General features: G+C 63.6%; 19 protein-coding genes. 9 read left to right on the forward strand and 10 right to left on the reverse strand.

Annotation, left to right across the window (positions count from 1 at the left end; all coding sequences use genetic code 11):
• Positions 1-3: 3 nt before the first annotated feature.
• The 8 genes from AB4068_RS12220 to AB4068_RS12255 all read right to left on the reverse strand — a co-directional run bounded on the left by AB4068_RS12220 (position 4) and on the right by AB4068_RS12255 (position 4946).
• Positions 4-765: an ABC transporter permease gene (locus AB4068_RS12220; protein ID WP_284991899.1), complete on the reverse strand. Its 762-nt coding sequence runs from the start codon at positions 763-765 to the stop codon at positions 4-6.
• Positions 762-1562, reverse strand: a complete 801-nt coding sequence (locus AB4068_RS12225) for an ABC transporter ATP-binding protein (RefSeq protein ID WP_441433518.1) — start codon at positions 1560-1562, stop codon at positions 762-764. The genes AB4068_RS12220 and AB4068_RS12225 overlap by 4 nt, the downstream gene beginning before the upstream one ends.
• Positions 1559-1939, reverse strand: coding sequence for a DUF1048 domain-containing protein (locus AB4068_RS12230; protein WP_284991900.1), 381 nt, complete (start codon positions 1937-1939; stop codon positions 1559-1561). The genes AB4068_RS12225 and AB4068_RS12230 overlap by 4 nt, the downstream gene beginning before the upstream one ends.
• Positions 1940-1941: 2 nt before the next feature.
• Complete coding sequence (locus AB4068_RS12235; protein ID WP_059389920.1) at positions 1942-2271, reverse strand: PadR family transcriptional regulator; 330 nt, start codon at positions 2269-2271, stop codon at positions 1942-1944.
• A 100-nt stretch (positions 2272-2371) separates the two neighbouring features.
• On the reverse strand, positions 2372-3151 hold the full coding sequence (locus AB4068_RS12240) for a 2-phosphosulfolactate phosphatase (protein ID WP_441433519.1): 780 nt from the start codon (positions 3149-3151) through the stop codon (positions 2372-2374).
• Positions 3148-4017: a DUF4031 domain-containing protein gene (locus AB4068_RS12245; RefSeq protein WP_441433520.1), complete on the reverse strand. Its 870-nt coding sequence runs from the start codon at positions 4015-4017 to the stop codon at positions 3148-3150. Before AB4068_RS12245 ends, AB4068_RS12240 begins: the two co-directional genes overlap by 4 nt.
• 16 nt (positions 4018-4033) lie before the next feature.
• Positions 4034-4501, reverse strand: a complete 468-nt coding sequence (locus AB4068_RS12250) for an SRPBCC family protein (RefSeq protein ID WP_441433521.1) — start codon at positions 4499-4501, stop codon at positions 4034-4036.
• A gap of 106 nt (positions 4502-4607) precedes the next feature.
• Positions 4608-4946: a hypothetical protein gene (locus tag AB4068_RS12255; RefSeq protein WP_441433522.1), complete on the reverse strand. Its 339-nt coding sequence runs from the start codon at positions 4944-4946 to the stop codon at positions 4608-4610.
• Positions 4947-5175: 229 nt separating this feature from the next.
• Between AB4068_RS12255 and clpB the strand changes: the two genes are divergently transcribed.
• Entirely contained in the window at positions 5176-7845 is a 2670-nt protein-coding gene (clpB, locus tag AB4068_RS12260) for an ATP-dependent chaperone ClpB (RefSeq protein WP_441433523.1), read from the forward strand.
• Here clpB and AB4068_RS12265 read toward each other — a convergent pair whose 3' ends face one another.
• Positions 7846-8562, reverse strand: coding sequence for a septum formation family protein (locus tag AB4068_RS12265; RefSeq protein ID WP_441433524.1), 717 nt, complete (start codon positions 8560-8562; stop codon positions 7846-7848).
• A gap of 221 nt (positions 8563-8783) precedes the next feature.
• Between AB4068_RS12265 and AB4068_RS12270 the strand changes: the two genes are divergently transcribed.
• Positions 8784-9017, forward strand: coding sequence for a DUF3073 domain-containing protein (locus AB4068_RS12270; protein WP_028265518.1), 234 nt, complete (start codon positions 8784-8786; stop codon positions 9015-9017).
• 156 nt (positions 9018-9173) lie between these two features.
• Here AB4068_RS12270 and AB4068_RS12275 read toward each other — a convergent pair whose 3' ends face one another.
• On the reverse strand, positions 9174-9800 hold the full coding sequence (locus AB4068_RS12275; protein WP_059389925.1) for a GntR family transcriptional regulator: 627 nt from the start codon (positions 9798-9800) through the stop codon (positions 9174-9176).
• A gap of 112 nt (positions 9801-9912) precedes the next feature.
• On the opposite strand from AB4068_RS12275, the gene AB4068_RS12280 reads away from it, so the two are divergent.
• The 7 genes from AB4068_RS12280 to AB4068_RS12310 all read left to right on the forward strand — a co-directional run bounded on the left by AB4068_RS12280 (position 9913) and on the right by AB4068_RS12310 (position 15815).
• The gene (locus AB4068_RS12280; RefSeq protein ID WP_441433525.1) at positions 9913-10947 is read left to right on the forward strand and encodes a succinylglutamate desuccinylase/aspartoacylase family protein; all 1035 of its coding nucleotides are present in this window, start codon (positions 9913-9915) and stop codon (positions 10945-10947) included.
• Positions 10934-11878, forward strand: a complete 945-nt coding sequence (locus AB4068_RS12285) for an ABC transporter substrate-binding protein (protein ID WP_441433526.1) — start codon at positions 10934-10936, stop codon at positions 11876-11878. The genes AB4068_RS12280 and AB4068_RS12285 overlap by 14 nt, the downstream gene beginning before the upstream one ends.
• Complete coding sequence (locus AB4068_RS12290; RefSeq protein WP_441433527.1) at positions 11875-12831, forward strand: amino acid ABC transporter permease; 957 nt, start codon at positions 11875-11877, stop codon at positions 12829-12831. The genes AB4068_RS12285 and AB4068_RS12290 overlap by 4 nt, the downstream gene beginning before the upstream one ends.
• Positions 12828-13628, forward strand: a complete 801-nt coding sequence (locus AB4068_RS12295; RefSeq protein ID WP_441433528.1) for an amino acid ABC transporter ATP-binding protein — start codon at positions 12828-12830, stop codon at positions 13626-13628. Before AB4068_RS12290 ends, AB4068_RS12295 begins: the two co-directional genes overlap by 4 nt.
• Before the next feature lie 64 nt (positions 13629-13692).
• Positions 13693-14022: an ArsR/SmtB family transcription factor gene (locus tag AB4068_RS12300; RefSeq protein ID WP_059389930.1), complete on the forward strand. Its 330-nt coding sequence runs from the start codon at positions 13693-13695 to the stop codon at positions 14020-14022.
• A complete protein-coding gene (locus AB4068_RS12305; RefSeq protein WP_441433529.1) occupies positions 14019-14999 on the forward strand; it encodes a TIGR03086 family metal-binding protein in 981 nt (326 codons plus the stop codon). Before AB4068_RS12300 ends, AB4068_RS12305 begins: the two co-directional genes overlap by 4 nt.
• Positions 15000-15029: 30 nt before the next feature.
• Positions 15030-15815 (forward strand): VOC family protein, encoded by a 786-nt coding sequence (locus AB4068_RS12310; RefSeq protein ID WP_441433530.1) that lies wholly within the window; start codon positions 15030-15032, stop codon positions 15813-15815.
• Positions 15816-15831 lie beyond the last annotated feature (16 nt).

A 15831-nucleotide genomic window follows, 5' to 3' on the forward strand; every position in this document is an offset into this window, starting at 1 on the left:
CCCTTAGCTGATCCTGCGCCGGTAGGCGGCCGTGGCGAAGAAGTACGCGATAATCAGGATGCCGAGGCACCATGCGAGGGCGACCCATATGTCGTTTCCGATCGGCCGTTGTTCAAACAGATCCTGGATCGTGTTGACGATCGAAGTGACCGGTTGGTTCTCGGCGAAGGCGCGCACGGGACCCGGCATGGTGGCCGTCGGGACGAAGGCCGAACTGATGAACGGCAGGAAGATGAGCGGGTAGGAGAACCCGCCGGCACCGTCCACTGACTTCGCTGTCAGGCCTGCAATGATCGCGAGCCAGGTGAGTGCCAGGGTGAACAGCGCCAGGATTCCAACGATCGCGAGCCATGCCAGCAGGCTTGCGGAGGTGCGGAATCCCATCAGGAGGGCCACCAGCATGATGATCACGAGCGAGAGCCCGTTCGCCACCATGGAGGTCAGCACATGTGCCCACAGGACCGATGATCGTGCGATCGGCATGGAGTGGAACCGCTCGAAAATGCCGCTCTTCATGTCGGTGAACAAGCGAACAGCGGTGTACGCGATGCCCGAGGCGATCGCGATCAGCATGATTCCCGGCAGCAGGTAATTGACGTAGTTCTCCGTGCCTGTCCTGATGGCGCCGCCGAACACGTAGACGAAAAGCAGCATGAGGGCGATCGGCGTGATCGCGGTGGTGATGATGGTGTCCGCGCTGCGGAAGATGTGACGCATGGAGCGGCCCAGCAAGACCGCCGTGTCTCCGAAGAAATGTGTGCTCATGACTGCTCCTTACTTGACGCGACCTTGCCCTCGTTCCCCACCAGTGCGAGGAAGATGTCCTCCAGGCTGGGCTGTTTTTCGACGTACTCGACCTTCGCCGGTGGGAGTAGTTGCTTGAGCTCGGCGAGAGTCCCGTTCGCGATGATGCGCCCTTGATGGAGGATGGCGATGCTGTCCGCGAGTTGTTCTGCCTCGTCGAGATATTGCGTGGTGAGCAGGACGGTGGTGCCCCGTTTCGCGAGCTCCTGGATTACCTGCCACACCTCGATGCGTGCTTCGGGGTCGAGCCCGGTGGTCGGCTCATCGAGGAAGATCACCTCGGGCTGCCCGATCAGGCTCATGGCGATGTCAAGGCGACGGCGCATGCCTCCGGAATACGCGGACACCTTTCGGGACGCTGCCTCGGACAAGTTGAAGCGCGCCAGGAGATCGTCCGCCGCTTGCCCGGGGTCCTTCAGGTGCCGCAACTTGGCAACCAGCACCAGGTTTTCCCTGCCCGAGAGGATTTCATCGACCGCTGCGAATTGTCCGGTGAGGCTGATGGATTCCCGGACCCGCAGCGGGTGGGCCACGACGTCGAATCCGTTGACGGTAGCCGTGCCGGCGTCCGGACTCAGCAGCGTGGACAGGATTTTCACCATCGTGGTCTTTCCTGCTCCGTTGGAGCCGAGAAGGGCGAAGATGGTGCCCGGTGCCACGTCGAAGTCCACGCCGCGCAGCACGTGCAGCTCTTTGTAGGACTTTTCCATGCCCTGCACGCGGATCGCGGGTTCGCGGGTGGTGGATGCATTGCTCATGATTCCCGCTCCTTCCCATCGTCTCCGGCAGCGGCGTCGATCGCCTTGACCAGGCGTTCGCGCTCCTTGTTGATCCACTGACCGACCGTGTAGTTGCGCATGAACGTTTCGGCGAACTCCACGGGGTCGTCACCAACGATGTCGCGGATCGGCGTCCCGTCTGCGGCGCTCTGTTCGAAGAGATCGGTGAGGTCCCCGAGCATCCGCAGCAGCACATCGCCCTTGGTGATGGCACCGAAGTACATCAGGTACCGTTCCAGCGCGGTCGCCGCCGCGCGATATTCCGCGGGAAGCTGCTCCACGCGTGCCTTGTTTTGCCGGTATTGCTTCTTCTGTTCGAGCGATCCCGTAAGCTGCTCGATCCACCCTGCGGCCATGTTCACTTTCCTCCCTTTCGGAGCTGTTCCAGTCGCTCGGACAGGAAACTCCATGTGTTCCAGAATTCGTCCAGTTCCTTTTCGCCCTGCTCGTTGAGCGAATAGACCTTGCGCGGCGGGCCCTTCTCGGACGGCCGTTTCTCGACGTCGACAAGGCCTTTTTGCTCGATCCTGACGAGCAGCGCATACACGGTGCCCTCGGCGATCTCGGTGAAGCCCTGGCCTCGGAGCAGCGTCGTGATTTCGTACCCGTACGCGGGATTCCCGGTCAGGAGGGCGAGAACGATGCCCTCGAGGGTCCCTTTGAGCATCTCCGTCATTTGCCTGCCCATCGGACACCTCCTTCCACTACTCAGTGTTACTAGCTACTGGTACATAGTACCGCTAAGTAGTGGAAGCGCAAGCCCCTTCGGAAACCGCACCGAAGTGCACTCAGGGCTGCTGGAACGCGCCGTCCCTCAAGAGGGCCACGGCGGTCCCGGCGTCAAGTTCGGCGGCAATCTCGACGTCGTCCGCGTGCCCTGCGCCGATCAACTCCCGGCCGCTGGAGCAATCCCGCAACGCGTGATGGAGCCGCGGCTCGACGGCGTTGAAAACAGCCATCGCCGCATCAGCCTCCGGCGAGAAACCTTCCCTGCCGTCTTCCGGCGTGAAGCCGCCCCGCCCGGCGGCAGCGAGTCCGGCAATGAAGGCGCCGGCCCCGATCTGATCCTCCAGGGCGGGCCGGAGGGAGCCGCCTGGCCACAGTTCACCGGCCGCGATCACCGCCACCACTAAATCCGGAGGGAGTTCGGCGGCCACCCACTCGGCGGTGGCGGCTGCGTTCCGCAGTGACACGGCCGCGAGGAGCGGGACTTCCTGGGCGAGCTCATATGCGATCGAAGAGCCGTTGGGCGATGGCAGCACGACGCGGCTCAACGACCGCGCGTCCCGCAGGCTCGACGGCGAGAGGCTCAGTCCGCCTCCACCCCGCGGACCAGCCAGCTGGGCATCGTGGTGGGCGGCGAAATCCTCGGCCCCGGCGTCCTTCCACGCGTAGGGGAACACGATGGCACCGCGGTCGACGGCGACGCTGACGCATGTGGTGAAGGTGAGGACGTCAACCACGACGGCGAGGTCCGTTCCGGACGCAACCGCACGGGCGCCGTCGAGCCCCCATTCAAACCTCACGGTGAACGGAAGCTGCCGGTGCACCGTCCCTGGCGCGCTCATGACAGTTCGGCGTCCAGGTTGCGGCGGGCGGCATCCAGCCACAGGCTCCGCGCGCGTTCGCTGTGGAAGAGTGGATCCAAGGCGAGCAGATGGCGGACGACGGCGGCCCGGCCGGCAGCGAAGTCGGCATCGCTGACGTGGGCGTAGTCCTCGCGGACAGCAGCAAGGTAGCGGGCGTAAGCCGTTGGTTCCGCGCCGAGGATGGAGAGATCGGCGTCGCACAAGAGGGCGCCGAGTCGGTCTCCCGGTTCGGGGCTGTGGGTGGAGGTCAGCCTGACCAGCCGGGCAACTTCGTGGATCGTCGGTTCCGGGAGTCCCGCAAGAGCCAGGCGGTCCTCGGCCAGCCGGGCCGATTGCTCTTCGTCCTGCCCTGCGATTCCCTCGTAGACGGCGTCATGGAACCATGCGGCCAACGTCACTGAGCGCGCAGGCAGAGAGGGTTCGGTGAGGAGATCCAAGGCTTCCAGGACCGCCAGCAAATGCGTGCGGCTGTGGTATTTCCGATGGTCCTCGCCCCAGCGTTCGAGGAGCTCAAAACCCAGCTCCTCATGTCCTGGAAGAGCCGAATTCCAGCGCTCCAGCAAGGGTACGGTGAGCGCCTTGCTGCGTTGGCGGGCGGGGATCCGCAAGCCGCTCGCGATCAGTTTCCGCACAAGAATGCGCGCCTCCACGGGGATGGCGCCTGCGGACAGGAGGTCCTGGTAGCGGCGTTCCGGGACGTCGTAGTGGTCGCCGTCGAAGGCGCGCCCGGGAATCCCCGTGGCTTCGGCGAAGGCATGCAACTCCTCGAGCGAGGTGTCCGAGACGAGGTGGGAAAACACGGTCCCGTGCGCGGGCCACAGCGGCGGATCAACGTAGACGGCCATGGCCCGCGCCAGAGAACTAGGAGTTTTTCCGGGTGGCTACCGCAGAGAGAGCGGTCAAACCCTTTTCGAAGTCGCCGCCCACCATCTTGTCCATGTTCATGAACAAAGCGAAGATTTTGCCGAGGCCTTTGTTCTCGCCGGTCATGGTCCAGGTGACGCGGGTGCCGTCCCCTTCGGGTACGAACGTGAAACCCGTAGGATTGACTGCCTTCATCGGCTTGGTGAACTCGAGGCGGATGTCGATCCTGCCGGGCTCCTCCGAGCCGACGATTTCCATGGTTCCGGTGCCGGCCTTGTTGTTGCCGCTCCAGGCATACTTTGCTCCGACGCCGGATTCGTTGCCGGAATAGCTCCGGTTCAGCTTGGGGTCCACGGCTTCCCACGGAGACCACTTGGTCCACTCGTGGAAGTTGTTGACGAAGGGGAAGACGTCGGCGGGTGCGGCGGGGATCAGCGCATTGCGAGTGACTGTGAAGGGTGCCATGTGCATATCGTACGGCGCTTTGCCGGGATCGTGGGCGCGGGCCGAGTGCTGCGTTCCGGCACGCAGCGCGCGGCCCGGATCCACGATTTCGACGGCGGGTGCTCCCTTACATGCCCGGGACGTCGAGCGCTTCGTAGACGGTGATCGAGGCTTCGGGGGCCATGAGGAAATGCGGGTGGCCTTCGAGGAGCTTCAGCGCTCCGTCCATGTCTTCGGCTTGGAGGACGCTGTAACCGCCCACGCCGGTCTCTGCATCGGATACTCCAGAGTTCCCAACCACTTTGCCGCCACCGAGGGGTGTGCCAAGATCGGCAAGCCCAGCGCCAGCCTTCGCGGCCCAGTCCATCCACAGCTTCATGCCTTCGGCTGCTGCCTCAGGGGAGCTGCCAGCCATCATCGATTCCGCCGATTGTGGTGCATTGTAGAGAACTACGAACTTCTTCATTGCGTGTCCTTTTTCTCATGCGCGCCCGGGGGGGGGTGTTCCACCCGGTCACACCTGATCCTAGGGCCAGGGAACGCAAACAGCGAGGGACTTTTCACCGTAAGCGGGGAAGGCTATGGACAGCAGTTTCGCCGTCGGCAAACATGGAGCAGGAGGGACGCTTCGCCAAAGTTGAGCATAGTAGACTCAACTTTGAGAATTAGTCATCTTTCCCGAGAGGAGCTCTTCCATGGACGTCAAATTCACCACCAAGAGCCAGGAGGCTCTTTCCGCGGCGGCCATGAACGCCTCCACCGCCGGAAATCCGCAGGTGGAGCCAGCCCACTTGCTCAAAGCCCTCATGGATCAACGCGAGGGCGTCGCGGTGGCGCTCTTGCGCGCCACTGGAGCGGACCCGGATGCCGTGAGCGTCCAGGCGAGTTCGGCCATCAAGGCCCTGCCGTCGTCGTCGGGCAGTTCAGTGCAGCAAGCGCAGCTTTCCCGCCCTTCGATGCAGGCCATCCAGGCCGCCCAGAACGAGGCCGAGAAACTCGGCGATTCCTTCGTGTCCACTGAGCACCTCCTCTTGGGGCTCTCTGCCGGTAGCGACGCCGTGGGGAAGCTATTGCGCGACGCCGGCGCCTCCCACGAAGCGCTCCTCGCCGCCTTGCCGGGTGTCCGCGGTGACCGGAAAGTCACCTCGCAAGACCCGGAAAACACCTTCCAGGCGCTTGAGAAATACGGCACGGACCTCACCGCCGTCGCGCGCTCCGGCAAGCTGGATCCCGTGATCGGGCGGGACAGCGAAATTCGCCGAGTGGTCCAGGTCCTGAGCCGCCGCACCAAGAACAACCCCGTGCTGATCGGCGAACCCGGCGTCGGCAAGACCGCCGTCGTCGAAGGCCTTGCCCAGCGCATGGTGGCAGGTGACGTCCCGGAAAGCCTGCGGGGCAAGACCCTCATCGTGCTGGACCTCGCATCCATGGTGGCCGGCGCGAAGTACCGCGGCGAATTCGAGGAACGGCTGAAGGCCGTGCTGGAGGAGATCAAGAACTCCAACGGGCAGATCGTTACGTTCATCGACGAAATCCACACTGTGGTGGGCGCCGGTGCCACCGGTGAAAGCGCCATGGACGCAGGGAACATGCTCAAGCCCATGCTGGCCCGCGGCGAGCTGCGGCTCATCGGCGCCACCACCCTGGACGAGTACCGCGAGAACGTTGAGAAGGACCCTGCCTTGGAACGCCGCTTCCAGCAGGTCTACGTAGGCGAACCAAGCGTGGAGGACACCATCGGCATCCTCCGCGGCCTCAAGGAACGCTACGAGGCCCACCACAAGGTGGCCATCGCGGACTCCGCCCTGGTAGCCGCCGCCACGCTCTCCAACCGCTACATCTCGGGCCGTCAATTGCCGGACAAGGCCATCGACCTCGTGGATGAGGCGGCGTCCCGGCTACGCATGGAAATCGACTCGGCTCCCGAGGAAATCGACCAGCTCCGCCGTGCCGTGGACCGTCTCACCATGGAGGAATTGGCACTCGAGCGCGAGACGGATGCGGCCTCCATCGAACGCCTCGCCGCGCTCCGCGCGGACAAAGCGGACAAGAAGGAAGCCTTGGGTGCGCTGAACGCCCGCTGGGAAGCCGAGAAGGCCGGGCTCAACCGCGTGGGCGACCTCAAGGCAAAGATCGACGAATTGCGGTCCGCCGCCGAAAAGTACCAGCGCGAGGGCGACCTTGAAGCTGCCTCGCGCATTCTCTACGGCGAACTGCCCGCGTTGGAGCGCGAGCTCAGCGCAGCAGCCGAGGAAGAATCCGCCCGGGAAGCGCGCGGTGAAGCGAAGCCCGCCCTGATGGTCGCGGACGAAGTCACGGCGGACGATATCGCGGAGGTTATTTCGGCCTGGACGGGCATCCCCGCCGGCCGCATGCTCCAGGGGGAATCCCAGAAGCTGCTGCACATGGAAGAGGAGATCGGAAAGCGGCTGATCGGCCAGTCCAAGGCCGTGGCCGCCGTCTCCGACGCCGTCCGCCGCGCCCGCGCGGGCATCAGCGACCCCAACCGCCCCACGGGTTCGTTCCTGTTCCTGGGCCCCACCGGCGTCGGTAAGACCGAGCTCGCCAAGGCACTCGCCGACTTCCTGTTCGACGACGAACGCGCCATGGTGCGGATCGACATGTCCGAATACGGCGAGAAGCACTCCGTGGCCCGGCTGGTCGGTGCCCCTCCCGGATACGTGGGCTACGAGGAAGGCGGCCAGCTCACCGAAGCGGTCCGCCGTCGCCCGTACTCCGTGATCTTGCTCGACGAGGTGGAGAAGGCCCACCCGGAAGTGTTCGACATCCTCCTTCAAGTGCTCGACGACGGCCGCCTCACCGACGGGCAGGGCCGCACCGTGGACTTCCGGAACACCATCCTGGTGTTGACCTCCAACTCGGGTAGCCAGTTCCTTGTGGATCCAACGCTGGACTCCACGGCGAAGCGGAATGCGGTCATGGCCGTGGTCAACGCCTCCTTCAAGCCGGAATTCCTCAACCGGCTCGACGAGATTGTGCTGTTCGATCCGCTTAGCGTCGACGAGCTCGCCAGGATCGTCGAATTGCACGTGGACGAGCTGACCAAGCGGCTGCACGACCGCCGGCTCACCCTTGAGGTCAGCGACGGCGCCCGTGCCTGGCTCGCGATGTCCGGTTACGATCCCGCCTACGGCGCCCGTCCGCTGCGAAGGCTGGTTCAACGCGAGATCGGTGACCGCCTGGCCAAGGAAATCCTTGCCGGACAGATCGCGGACGGCGACACGGTACTGGTAGACACCGCGGCCGACGTCGACGAACTCACCATCGAGGGTCTCGAGGCTTTGACGGGTCCCGACGGCGGTGCTCCGGCGGGTAGCGGCCTGACGGTGAGGCGGAAGGAATAGCTACTTCTGCAGCACGGATTCCTTGAGCGTGTTTCCCGAGTTCACCACGATGAAGCAGTCCACGCGGCGGTCGCCGTTGTCCCAGCTCGTGGCGCTCGGGTACACGTTCTGCTGCAGGAGCGCGTACTTCGTGGATGCCTCGTTGAGCACCAGATCACGGCAGATTTCGCGGCCTTTGTCACGCAAGGCAGTGGCGCCGGGGAAGGTGTCGTCAGCCTTGTACCGGAAGATGGCGCCCAGCTGGGCCGAATGGTCGGTGGTGCAGTCCACCACCTTGGACTTGATGGCGTTGGAGTCGAAATCGGCGAAGCAATCTCCCAATTGGTAATCCTTTGCCTCCACATCCGCCGGGAGGGGACCGCGGCTGGTGGACGTGGCCGGCGCGGGGACGGGTGCGGCCGCCGGGCGGTTGGCCAAGGCCCCGACGAGGATCCAGATCACTACGCCGATCAGGATCAGCACGGCCAGCACGATGCCGCCAATGATGAGCCGATACCGCGTTATGGCGTCCAGGGCATTCCGCAGGGACGAGCCTTTCTCGGAGGGAGCAGGGCCCTCGGGCCCGGTTTCGCCAGGCATGCCTGCATCGGGGTACGTGCCCGAAGTCCCGGAATACCAGGTCCCGGAACCAGGGTCTACCGGCGACTCATTGTCGCCCGTACCGTTGTTGCCCTGGATCATGTTGTCCTGGCCCATGTCTGAGTTCGCGCCTTTCATGCCTGCCGCCCCATATTAGGGCGACTCTACCCAAGTTTTTCATGCCAATGAATGGAGATACTGCCAGGTGGAACTGTGACGGCGCTTTCGCGAAGCAAGTGGCAAGCAGTTGCTCCAGAAAGCATGTAATCTAGACATACGACAAATTGACCAAACATTCCGGGGCCTCACCGATCGCCAAGGTGACCACCTCCGGTCCAAGTACAAAAGGGGGTCACGCCATGGGGCGCGGCCGTCAAAAGGCAAAAGCTACCAAGCAGGCTCGGGACATCAAGTACTACTCCCCGAACACTGACTATTCGGCCCTTCAGCGCGAGCTGACTGGGCCATCAAGTCGTGCGACGAGCCGATTCGCGGATGATCCGCCGGAGCCGGACTACTCGGCTTACGAGGACAAGTACGCACAGGACTTGGAAGACGATGACGACGAGGTAGACACCCGCCGTATCGGATAGCTGTAGCAACAATCAGGTGCCTTTCGGCATCGAGTTGCGTACCGCCGTCGTACACGAGGTCGTTTGGCATCCCCGGATGCCTCCCAAAACGATAGAGCCCGTAGGGCGCGCCATGATTGGCGTGCGCTACGGGCCTTTTTCGTGCCCTTTGGCCGGTCAGTCCTTCTCGTGGCACAGATCCAGCAGGGGGATCAGTGTTTCGAGGTCGTTGGCGCGCGCTGCGGCCAGGATCTTCCGGTGGGCGTCCGCCACGCGCTCAAGCTTGGCGTCGTCCAAGGGGTACGAGCGGCTGATGAGCCGTTGAACAGGGTTGTCCCAGACGGATTCGAGGGTTTTCAGCAAGAATCCGTTGGGCGCAGGCGCCGCCAAGCCCAAATGGAACGCCCGCGTGGCGGTGAACAGTTCCTCCGGGTCGGCGCTTGCCGCACCCTCGGCGATAAGCAGCTCCAGCCTCGCAAGCTGAAGGTTGGTGTATTTTGCCCCACACTGCCTGATGGCCATGATCTCGAGGGCCTTGCGTACTTCGTAGACTTCCTCGACGGCTGATCGGGTCAGCGTCGTCGCGAAATACCCCGAGCCCGGGACCAAAGTGGCGAGTCCTTCGTGGACCAAGCGGTTCAGGGCGTCGCGGACCGGCGTCCGGGACACGCCGTATTCTTCGGCCAGCTGTTCCTGGACCAGGGGAGCGCCAGGCTCGACCACTCCGTTGACGATCTCATTGCTGATCCTGTCGTAGACGTGCTCGCTCAGCGGCCTCATCCCCTTGGCAGCTTGCGTGGCCATTCGCCTCATCCCCTTTTTCGTATCAAAACTCGTTCAATCCTACGTGCTTTACATCACAGGATTCACTGTATACAGTGAATCCAATTCTACCAACCCTGAAGAAAGTTGCCCTATGAGCCTGCGCATTCCACGCATACCCGGCATCGATTTTGCCGCCGTCGGCAAGCAGCTGGGTTACCTGGAGATCGAACATTCGGACAATGAGAATGACGCCGCTGTCATCCCTTCGCCGATCGCGGTCCTGAGTGGTGGGGACGGCCCCACGGTCCTCCTGATCGCCGGTACGCATGGCGACGAATATGAAGGACAGATCCTTCTCCAGGAACTCATCCGCACCTTGAACCCTGATGAGGTGACCGGGAGATTGATCATCCTGCCCGCCCTCAACATCCCTGCTGTCCGCGAAGGAAGACGTGTTTCCAGCGTGGACCGGGTCAATCTGAACCGTGCCCTCCCGGGCCGCGCCGACGGCGGACCGGCACTGCAGATCGCCTCGATCGTGGCCCAGGAACTCATCCCCATGGCCGACTTTGTGATGGACATCCATTCCGGGGGGATCGCCTCGGAGTATGTGCCGTCCGCGTTCGTCTACCAAGGACCGACGCCGGAGCTATGGGCTGCGAAGGTGGCGGCGGTCGCCGCATTCAATGCCCCTTATTCCGTCGTGGTGAAGCCCATGCTGAAGGCGGGCTCCATCAGCGGCGCGGCCGATCGGGCCGGCGTGCCGATGATCTCGACCGAACTCGGTGGGAGGGGAACCGTATCCCTGCCGATCCTCGCAAGGGCCCGGACGGGACTTCGTTCGCTGCTTGGGCACTGGGGCGTGCTCAAGGACGCCGGCCTCTCAGGGATCGGAGAGCCGATCCAGTGGGTCGAACTCACGGCCCAGTCCGCGGTCCATTCCACCATGGCAGGCATCCTCGAGCCGGTGGTCGGACTTGGCCAGAAAGTCGCGGCCGGAGAGCTCGTGGCCCGCGTTCACTCAGTGGAAGAACTCGAGCGTCCTCCAAAAGACTTCTTTTCACCGATGGACGGGGTGGTCGCAATCATTCGGCATCCCGCCCTCGTCAATATCGGCACCACCGTGGTCAACATCGCCGTTGACCATGGAACAAGCTATGCGAAAGGCAATCATGAACCGTCCTAGATACATCTCCACATCCGCTCTGCTGCTGGCCGCCGCCGTCGGGCTCAGCGGCTGCACCACTGCGTCACTCGACGCCGGCAAGGAAGCCGCCGCCAGTTCGATTCCCGGCAAGGACGCTGCGATTCCGGCGGCGCCCTTCAACAAGTCCGCCGCGAATCTCTTGCCCCCGGACGTCAAGGCCAAGGGGACATTGGTGGTCGGCACCGACCCCACCTTCGCGCCTTATGAGTTCTACGCGGCTGACAGCAAGACGGTTGTCGGCTGGGACGCGGACTTTGCGAAAGCAGTCGGCGAGACGCTGGGGCTCGAAGTCAAGATGGTTCCCGCGACCTTCGACACCATCCTCCCGGGGGTGAGCTCCAACAAGTACGACGTCGGCATCTCGGGTTTCAATGTCACGGCCGAGCGTAAGATGAATGCCGATTTCGCCTCCTACCAAAGCAGCGGCTCCGGCCTTGCCGTCAAGGCCGGCAACCCCAAGAAGCTGGCCCTCGACGCGATGAAGCTGTGCGGCACGAAGGTGGGTGGCGAAAAGGGGACCACGCAAGGGATCGAGACCCTTCCGGCGTTTTCGAAGCAGTGCGTCGTCGCCGGCAAAGCGCCGATCGACATCCAGTTGTTTCCCTCCCAGAACGAAGCCAACCTGGCACTCATCTCCGGCCGCGTGGACAGCGTCCTCTCAGGCCTTGTTGGCATGGGTTACGCAAGCAAGCTTTCCGGCGGTGCCTTCGAGCTCGCCGGCAACCAGGACTTCGAACCGACGCCGGTAGGTATCGCCATGCCCAAAGGCTCGCCCCTGACCAAGGCGATCGTCGCGGCGGTCAGGGCGCTGATCGCTGGCGACACGTACAAGGCGATCAATGCGAAGTACGGAATCCCGGACTCGGTGACCATCAGCGCTGATGCCGTGGACGCGAGTGGTGCGAAATGAGCACCGTGATCACCGTCCCAAAGATGGGAACAACGGACCGCCGACAGTTCACCGTGGTCTCGGCCAGGCACCCCTGGCGATGGGTGGCTGGCACTGCGGTAGGCGCCGTCGTGATCCTGTTGCTTATTTCCGCGGTGAGCAATCCCCGTTTCGGCTGGGACAAGGTGGCCCTGTATTTCCGTGACGTTGCCATAGTCAACGGGATCGGCATCACCCTGTTCCTGACGGTTGTCTGCATGGCTGTCGGGGTGGGGCTTGGCGTAGTGCTTGCGGTCATGCAGCTTTCGGCAAACCCCGTGGTCAAGGCCTCGGCAAGCGCCTATGTGACGATCTTCCGAGGCACCCCCGTCCTGGTCCAGCTGTTGTTCTGGTTCAACTTGTCGGCGCTGTATCCGGTGATCACCTTTGGTATCCCCGGCGTCAGCCTCGACGCCAACCAGATCATCACACCCCTCGCCGCGGCGATCCTTGGCCTGGGCCTCAACGAGGCTGCCTACATGTCGGAGATCGTCCGGGCAGGAATCCAGTCCATCGATCAAGGTCAAGGCGAAGCCGCGGGTGCCCTCGGCATGTCCCGCATCCAGACCCTCATCAGGGTGATCCTGCCGCAGGCCATGCGCGTCATCATCCCGCCTACGGGCAATGAGTTCATCGGCATGCTCAAGATGACCTCGCTGGTCAGTGTCCTGGCGGTCCCCGAGCTCCTGTACTCCGCCCAGATCATCTACTCGAAGAACCTGCAGGTTGTCCCGCTGCTCCTGGTCGCCAGTATCTGGTACATCATCGTCACCACGGTGTTCACGGTGGGCCAAGGCTACCTGGAACGGCACTTCGCCAGGGGAACGTCCCGTTCCGTCCCGCCGACCGCCGCCGAGCGGTTGCGGAAATTCTTCAGGGTACATTCCGCGCAAGGCTCAGGAAAACAAGGCTCAGGAAAGGAAGGCCAGTCATGACTATCGAGACGAAGGAAAGCCGTAAGGCGCCGGAGGCGCTTCCGCTGGTACGCGCGGAAGGCGTGCGCAAGAGTTTCGGCGACAATGAGGTCCTCAAGGGAATCGATCTGCACGTCCAGAGCGGCGAAGTGGTCTGCCTGATCGGCGCCTCGGGCTCCGGGAAAAGCACCTTCCTGCGGTGCGTGAACCACCTGGAGAAGATCGACGGTGGCCTGCTGTGGGTGGGGGACAGGGCCGTGGGCTACCGGATCAAGGGGGACAAGCTCCATGAACAGTCCCACAACGAAATCTGCGCCGACCGGACCGATATCGGGATGGTCTTCCAGCACTTCAACCTCTTCCCGCACATGACCGTGCTGGAGAACCTGATGGAAGCCCCGATCAGGGTGCTCAAGCACCGCAAGGCGGATGTCCGCCGTCGGGCGTTGGATTTGCTGGAGAAGGTGGGCCTGTCGGAGAAGACGGGGACCTATCCGCGGCACCTCTCGGGCGGGCAGCAGCAGCGGGTGGCGATCGCCCGGGCCCTGTGCATGCAGCCGAAGCTGATGCTGTTTGACGAGCCGACGTCGGCGCTGGATCCGGAGTTGGTGGGCGAGGTCCTCAGGGTGATGAAGGACCTGGCCCGGACGGGAATGACCATGATTGTTGTGACGCACGAGATGGGCTTCGCCCGCGACGTGGCTGATCGGGTGGTGTTCATGCACGGCGGCCGGATCATTGAGGAAGGTCCCGCCGAAGAGGTCATCGGTAACCCGCAGCATGAGCGGACCAGGGCGTTCTTGTCTGCGGTCCTGTAGTTGTTGATAGTGCGCTCTCGGAAGCGATTGACAGAATGCGTTAGTGACGGCTAACGTATTAATCATGCTCGACCGACTGGAAGTTGCCGCGGAGCCGAACAGGCGGCGCCTGTTGCACCTGCTTGCGGCGGGCGAGCGCACCGTGACGGAGCTGGCTGGCGAATTCACGGTGAGCAGATCCGCTGTCTCGCAGCACTTGTTGTTGCTGGAGCAGGTAGGCCTCGTTGCGGCCCGCAAAGAGGGCCGCAACCGCTACTACCGCTTGGATAACGACGGCATGAGAGAACTCCGGATGCTTTTTGAGCAGTTCTGGACCGCTGAGCTGGACATGCTCCTCGCTGACGCACAAAACTTCACCACCGACCGCCTTCAAACAACAGAGGAATCATCATGATTTACGACAAGACCGTTCTTCTTCCCCTCAACGTCGACCAGGCGTTCGAACTCATCACGCAGCCCGCACGCCTCCGCCGCTGGCAGACCGTTGCCGCCCGCGTCGACCTCAAGGTTGGCGGCGAGTACCGCTGGACGATCACCCCGGGTCACCACGCGGCGGGAACGTTCACGGAAATCGAGCCGGGCAAGAGCGTCGTCTTCACTTGGGGCTGGGAGCAGCCCGAAGCGCCGGCGGACAACGTCTCCACGGTAGCCATCACACTTGAGCCGGCCGACGGCGGCACCTCCGTGCGCTTGGTGCACGAAGGCCTTCCGACTCCGGAAGCCCTGGCAGGCCACGCCGAGGGCTGGAACCACTACCTCGACCGTCTCCTCGCCGAGGCCTCCACGGGCGACGCCGGTGCCGACGAATGGGCAGCTGCCCCTGCCGATCTCAATGAGCTCACCTCCGCGGACGCCACGCTCGCCATCGTGCAGCGCGTGCTGGCGCACGTCACCGAAGCCGACGCGCAGACCCAGACTCCGTGCGCCGACTTCAACGTGTCGCAGTTGCTTGACCACCTTGCCGGCTCAATTGCCAACATCGCCAAGGCCCTGGGCGCCGAAGTAGCCGACGACGCCGGGAAGTCGCCCGAGGTGCGCATCGCCGACCTCGCCCAGCCGACGCTGGAAGCCTTCTATCGCCGCGGACTCGAAGGCACCATTGACATGGGCTTCGCCGAACTGCCGGCCACGATGGTCGCCTCCATCCTCAACCTCGAGTTCCTGGTCCACGCTTGGGACTTCTCCAAGGCCCTGGGCTTCGAGGTGTCGGTGGCGGATGAGCTCACCGACTACGTCGAAGTCCTCGCGCAGAACACCATCAGCGAGCAGGTCCGCGCAAGCGGCAGCTTCGCACCGGCCCGGGAAGTCGCCGAGACGGCATCCAGCCTGGAGCGCCTGGTCGCTTTCACCGGCCGGACTGTTCACGCCTAAGCTCGAGGCATCATCAACGAAGGGATAGCAATGCCGCAGGTTGATAGCTACAAGCAGGGAACCCCGTGTTGGGTGGACCTGTCGTCGTCGGACATGGAGGCCTCCAAGGCCTTTTACAGTGATCTGTTCGGCTGGGAATTGGACGCGATGGATGCCGGCAACGGCATGACCTACTACATGGCCAAGCTGCAGGACCGCTACGTGGCGGGCATGATGCAGCAGATGCCGGACATGACCGCGGCCGGCGCACCGTCCTTCTGGGCGAACTACCTCGCCGTCGATTCGGTAGATGACGCCGCTGAGCGCGTCACGGCGGCAGGCGGCAACGTTCTCTTCCCGCCGGACAGCGTCCCCAACGGAAGCGGGCGGATGTTCTTCGCAGCCGATCCCACGGGTGCACAGATTGGCTTCTGGGAGGCCGGAACCCACCACGGCGCCGGGCTGGTCAATGAACCGGGCACGGTGGTCTGGAACGAACTGCAGACGAACGACGTCCCCAAGGCCGTCGCCTTCTACGAATCCGTGACGGGATGCTCCAGCGAGACGGCCGCGGCCGGAGACCTGCAGGAATACACCCAGCTCGTAGTGGACGGGAAGTCCGTGGGCGGCGCCATGAAGCAGCCCGTCGAGGGAATGCCGCCGTTCTGGATGACCTACTTCAATGTTGCGGACGTGAACGAGTCCGTGGCGAAGGCCGTCGAGCTCGGCGCCCAGGTCTTCGCGCCTGCCTTCGACGTCCCTGGCGTCGGCCGCATGGCAGTCCTCGGTGATCCAGCCGGAGCAGCCTTCAGCCTCATGGCCGCCGAAAGCAACTAGGCCTCAAACAAAAGTG

It is taken from the genome of Arthrobacter sp. 2RAF22 (assembly GCF_052115325.1).
Taxonomy (GTDB): Bacteria; Actinomycetota; Actinomycetes; order Actinomycetales; family Micrococcaceae; genus Arthrobacter.

Excerpts from the sequence above, each read along its gene's own strand:
- AB4068_RS12220 (WP_284991899.1), bottom strand. The coding sequence starts at position 765 with ATGAGCACACATTTCTTCGGAGACACGGCGGTCTTGCTGGGCCGCTCC.
- AB4068_RS12225 (WP_441433518.1), bottom strand. The coding sequence starts at position 1,562 with ATGAGCAATGCATCCACCACCCGCGAACCCGCGATCCGCGTGCAGGGC.
- AB4068_RS12230 (WP_284991900.1), bottom strand. The coding sequence starts at position 1,939 with ATGGCCGCAGGGTGGATCGAGCAGCTTACGGGATCGCTCGAACAGAAG.
- AB4068_RS12235 (WP_059389920.1), bottom strand. The coding sequence starts at position 2,271 with ATGGGCAGGCAAATGACGGAGATGCTCAAAGGGACCCTCGAGGGCATC.
- AB4068_RS12240 (WP_441433519.1), bottom strand. The coding sequence starts at position 3,151 with ATGAGCGCGCCAGGGACGGTGCACCGGCAGCTTCCGTTCACCGTGAGG.
- AB4068_RS12245 (WP_441433520.1), bottom strand. The coding sequence starts at position 4,017 with ATGGCCGTCTACGTTGATCCGCCGCTGTGGCCCGCGCACGGGACCGTG.
- AB4068_RS12250 (WP_441433521.1), bottom strand. The coding sequence starts at position 4,501 with ATGGCACCCTTCACAGTCACTCGCAATGCGCTGATCCCCGCCGCACCC.
- AB4068_RS12255 (WP_441433522.1), bottom strand. The coding sequence starts at position 4,946 with ATGAAGAAGTTCGTAGTTCTCTACAATGCACCACAATCGGCGGAATCG.
- clpB (WP_441433523.1), top strand. The coding sequence starts at position 5,176 with ATGGACGTCAAATTCACCACCAAGAGCCAGGAGGCTCTTTCCGCGGCG.
- AB4068_RS12265 (WP_441433524.1), bottom strand. The coding sequence starts at position 8,562 with ATGAAAGGCGCGAACTCAGACATGGGCCAGGACAACATGATCCAGGGC.
- AB4068_RS12270 (WP_028265518.1), top strand. The coding sequence starts at position 8,784 with ATGGGGCGCGGCCGTCAAAAGGCAAAAGCTACCAAGCAGGCTCGGGAC.
- AB4068_RS12275 (WP_059389925.1), bottom strand. The coding sequence starts at position 9,800 with ATGGCCACGCAAGCTGCCAAGGGGATGAGGCCGCTGAGCGAGCACGTC.
- AB4068_RS12280 (WP_441433525.1), top strand. The coding sequence starts at position 9,913 with ATGAGCCTGCGCATTCCACGCATACCCGGCATCGATTTTGCCGCCGTC.
- AB4068_RS12285 (WP_441433526.1), top strand. The coding sequence starts at position 10,934 with ATGAACCGTCCTAGATACATCTCCACATCCGCTCTGCTGCTGGCCGCC.
- AB4068_RS12290 (WP_441433527.1), top strand. The coding sequence starts at position 11,875 with ATGAGCACCGTGATCACCGTCCCAAAGATGGGAACAACGGACCGCCGA.
- AB4068_RS12295 (WP_441433528.1), top strand. The coding sequence starts at position 12,828 with ATGACTATCGAGACGAAGGAAAGCCGTAAGGCGCCGGAGGCGCTTCCG.
- AB4068_RS12300 (WP_059389930.1), top strand. The coding sequence starts at position 13,693 with ATGCTCGACCGACTGGAAGTTGCCGCGGAGCCGAACAGGCGGCGCCTG.
- AB4068_RS12305 (WP_441433529.1), top strand. The coding sequence starts at position 14,019 with ATGATTTACGACAAGACCGTTCTTCTTCCCCTCAACGTCGACCAGGCG.
- AB4068_RS12310 (WP_441433530.1), top strand. The coding sequence starts at position 15,030 with ATGCCGCAGGTTGATAGCTACAAGCAGGGAACCCCGTGTTGGGTGGAC.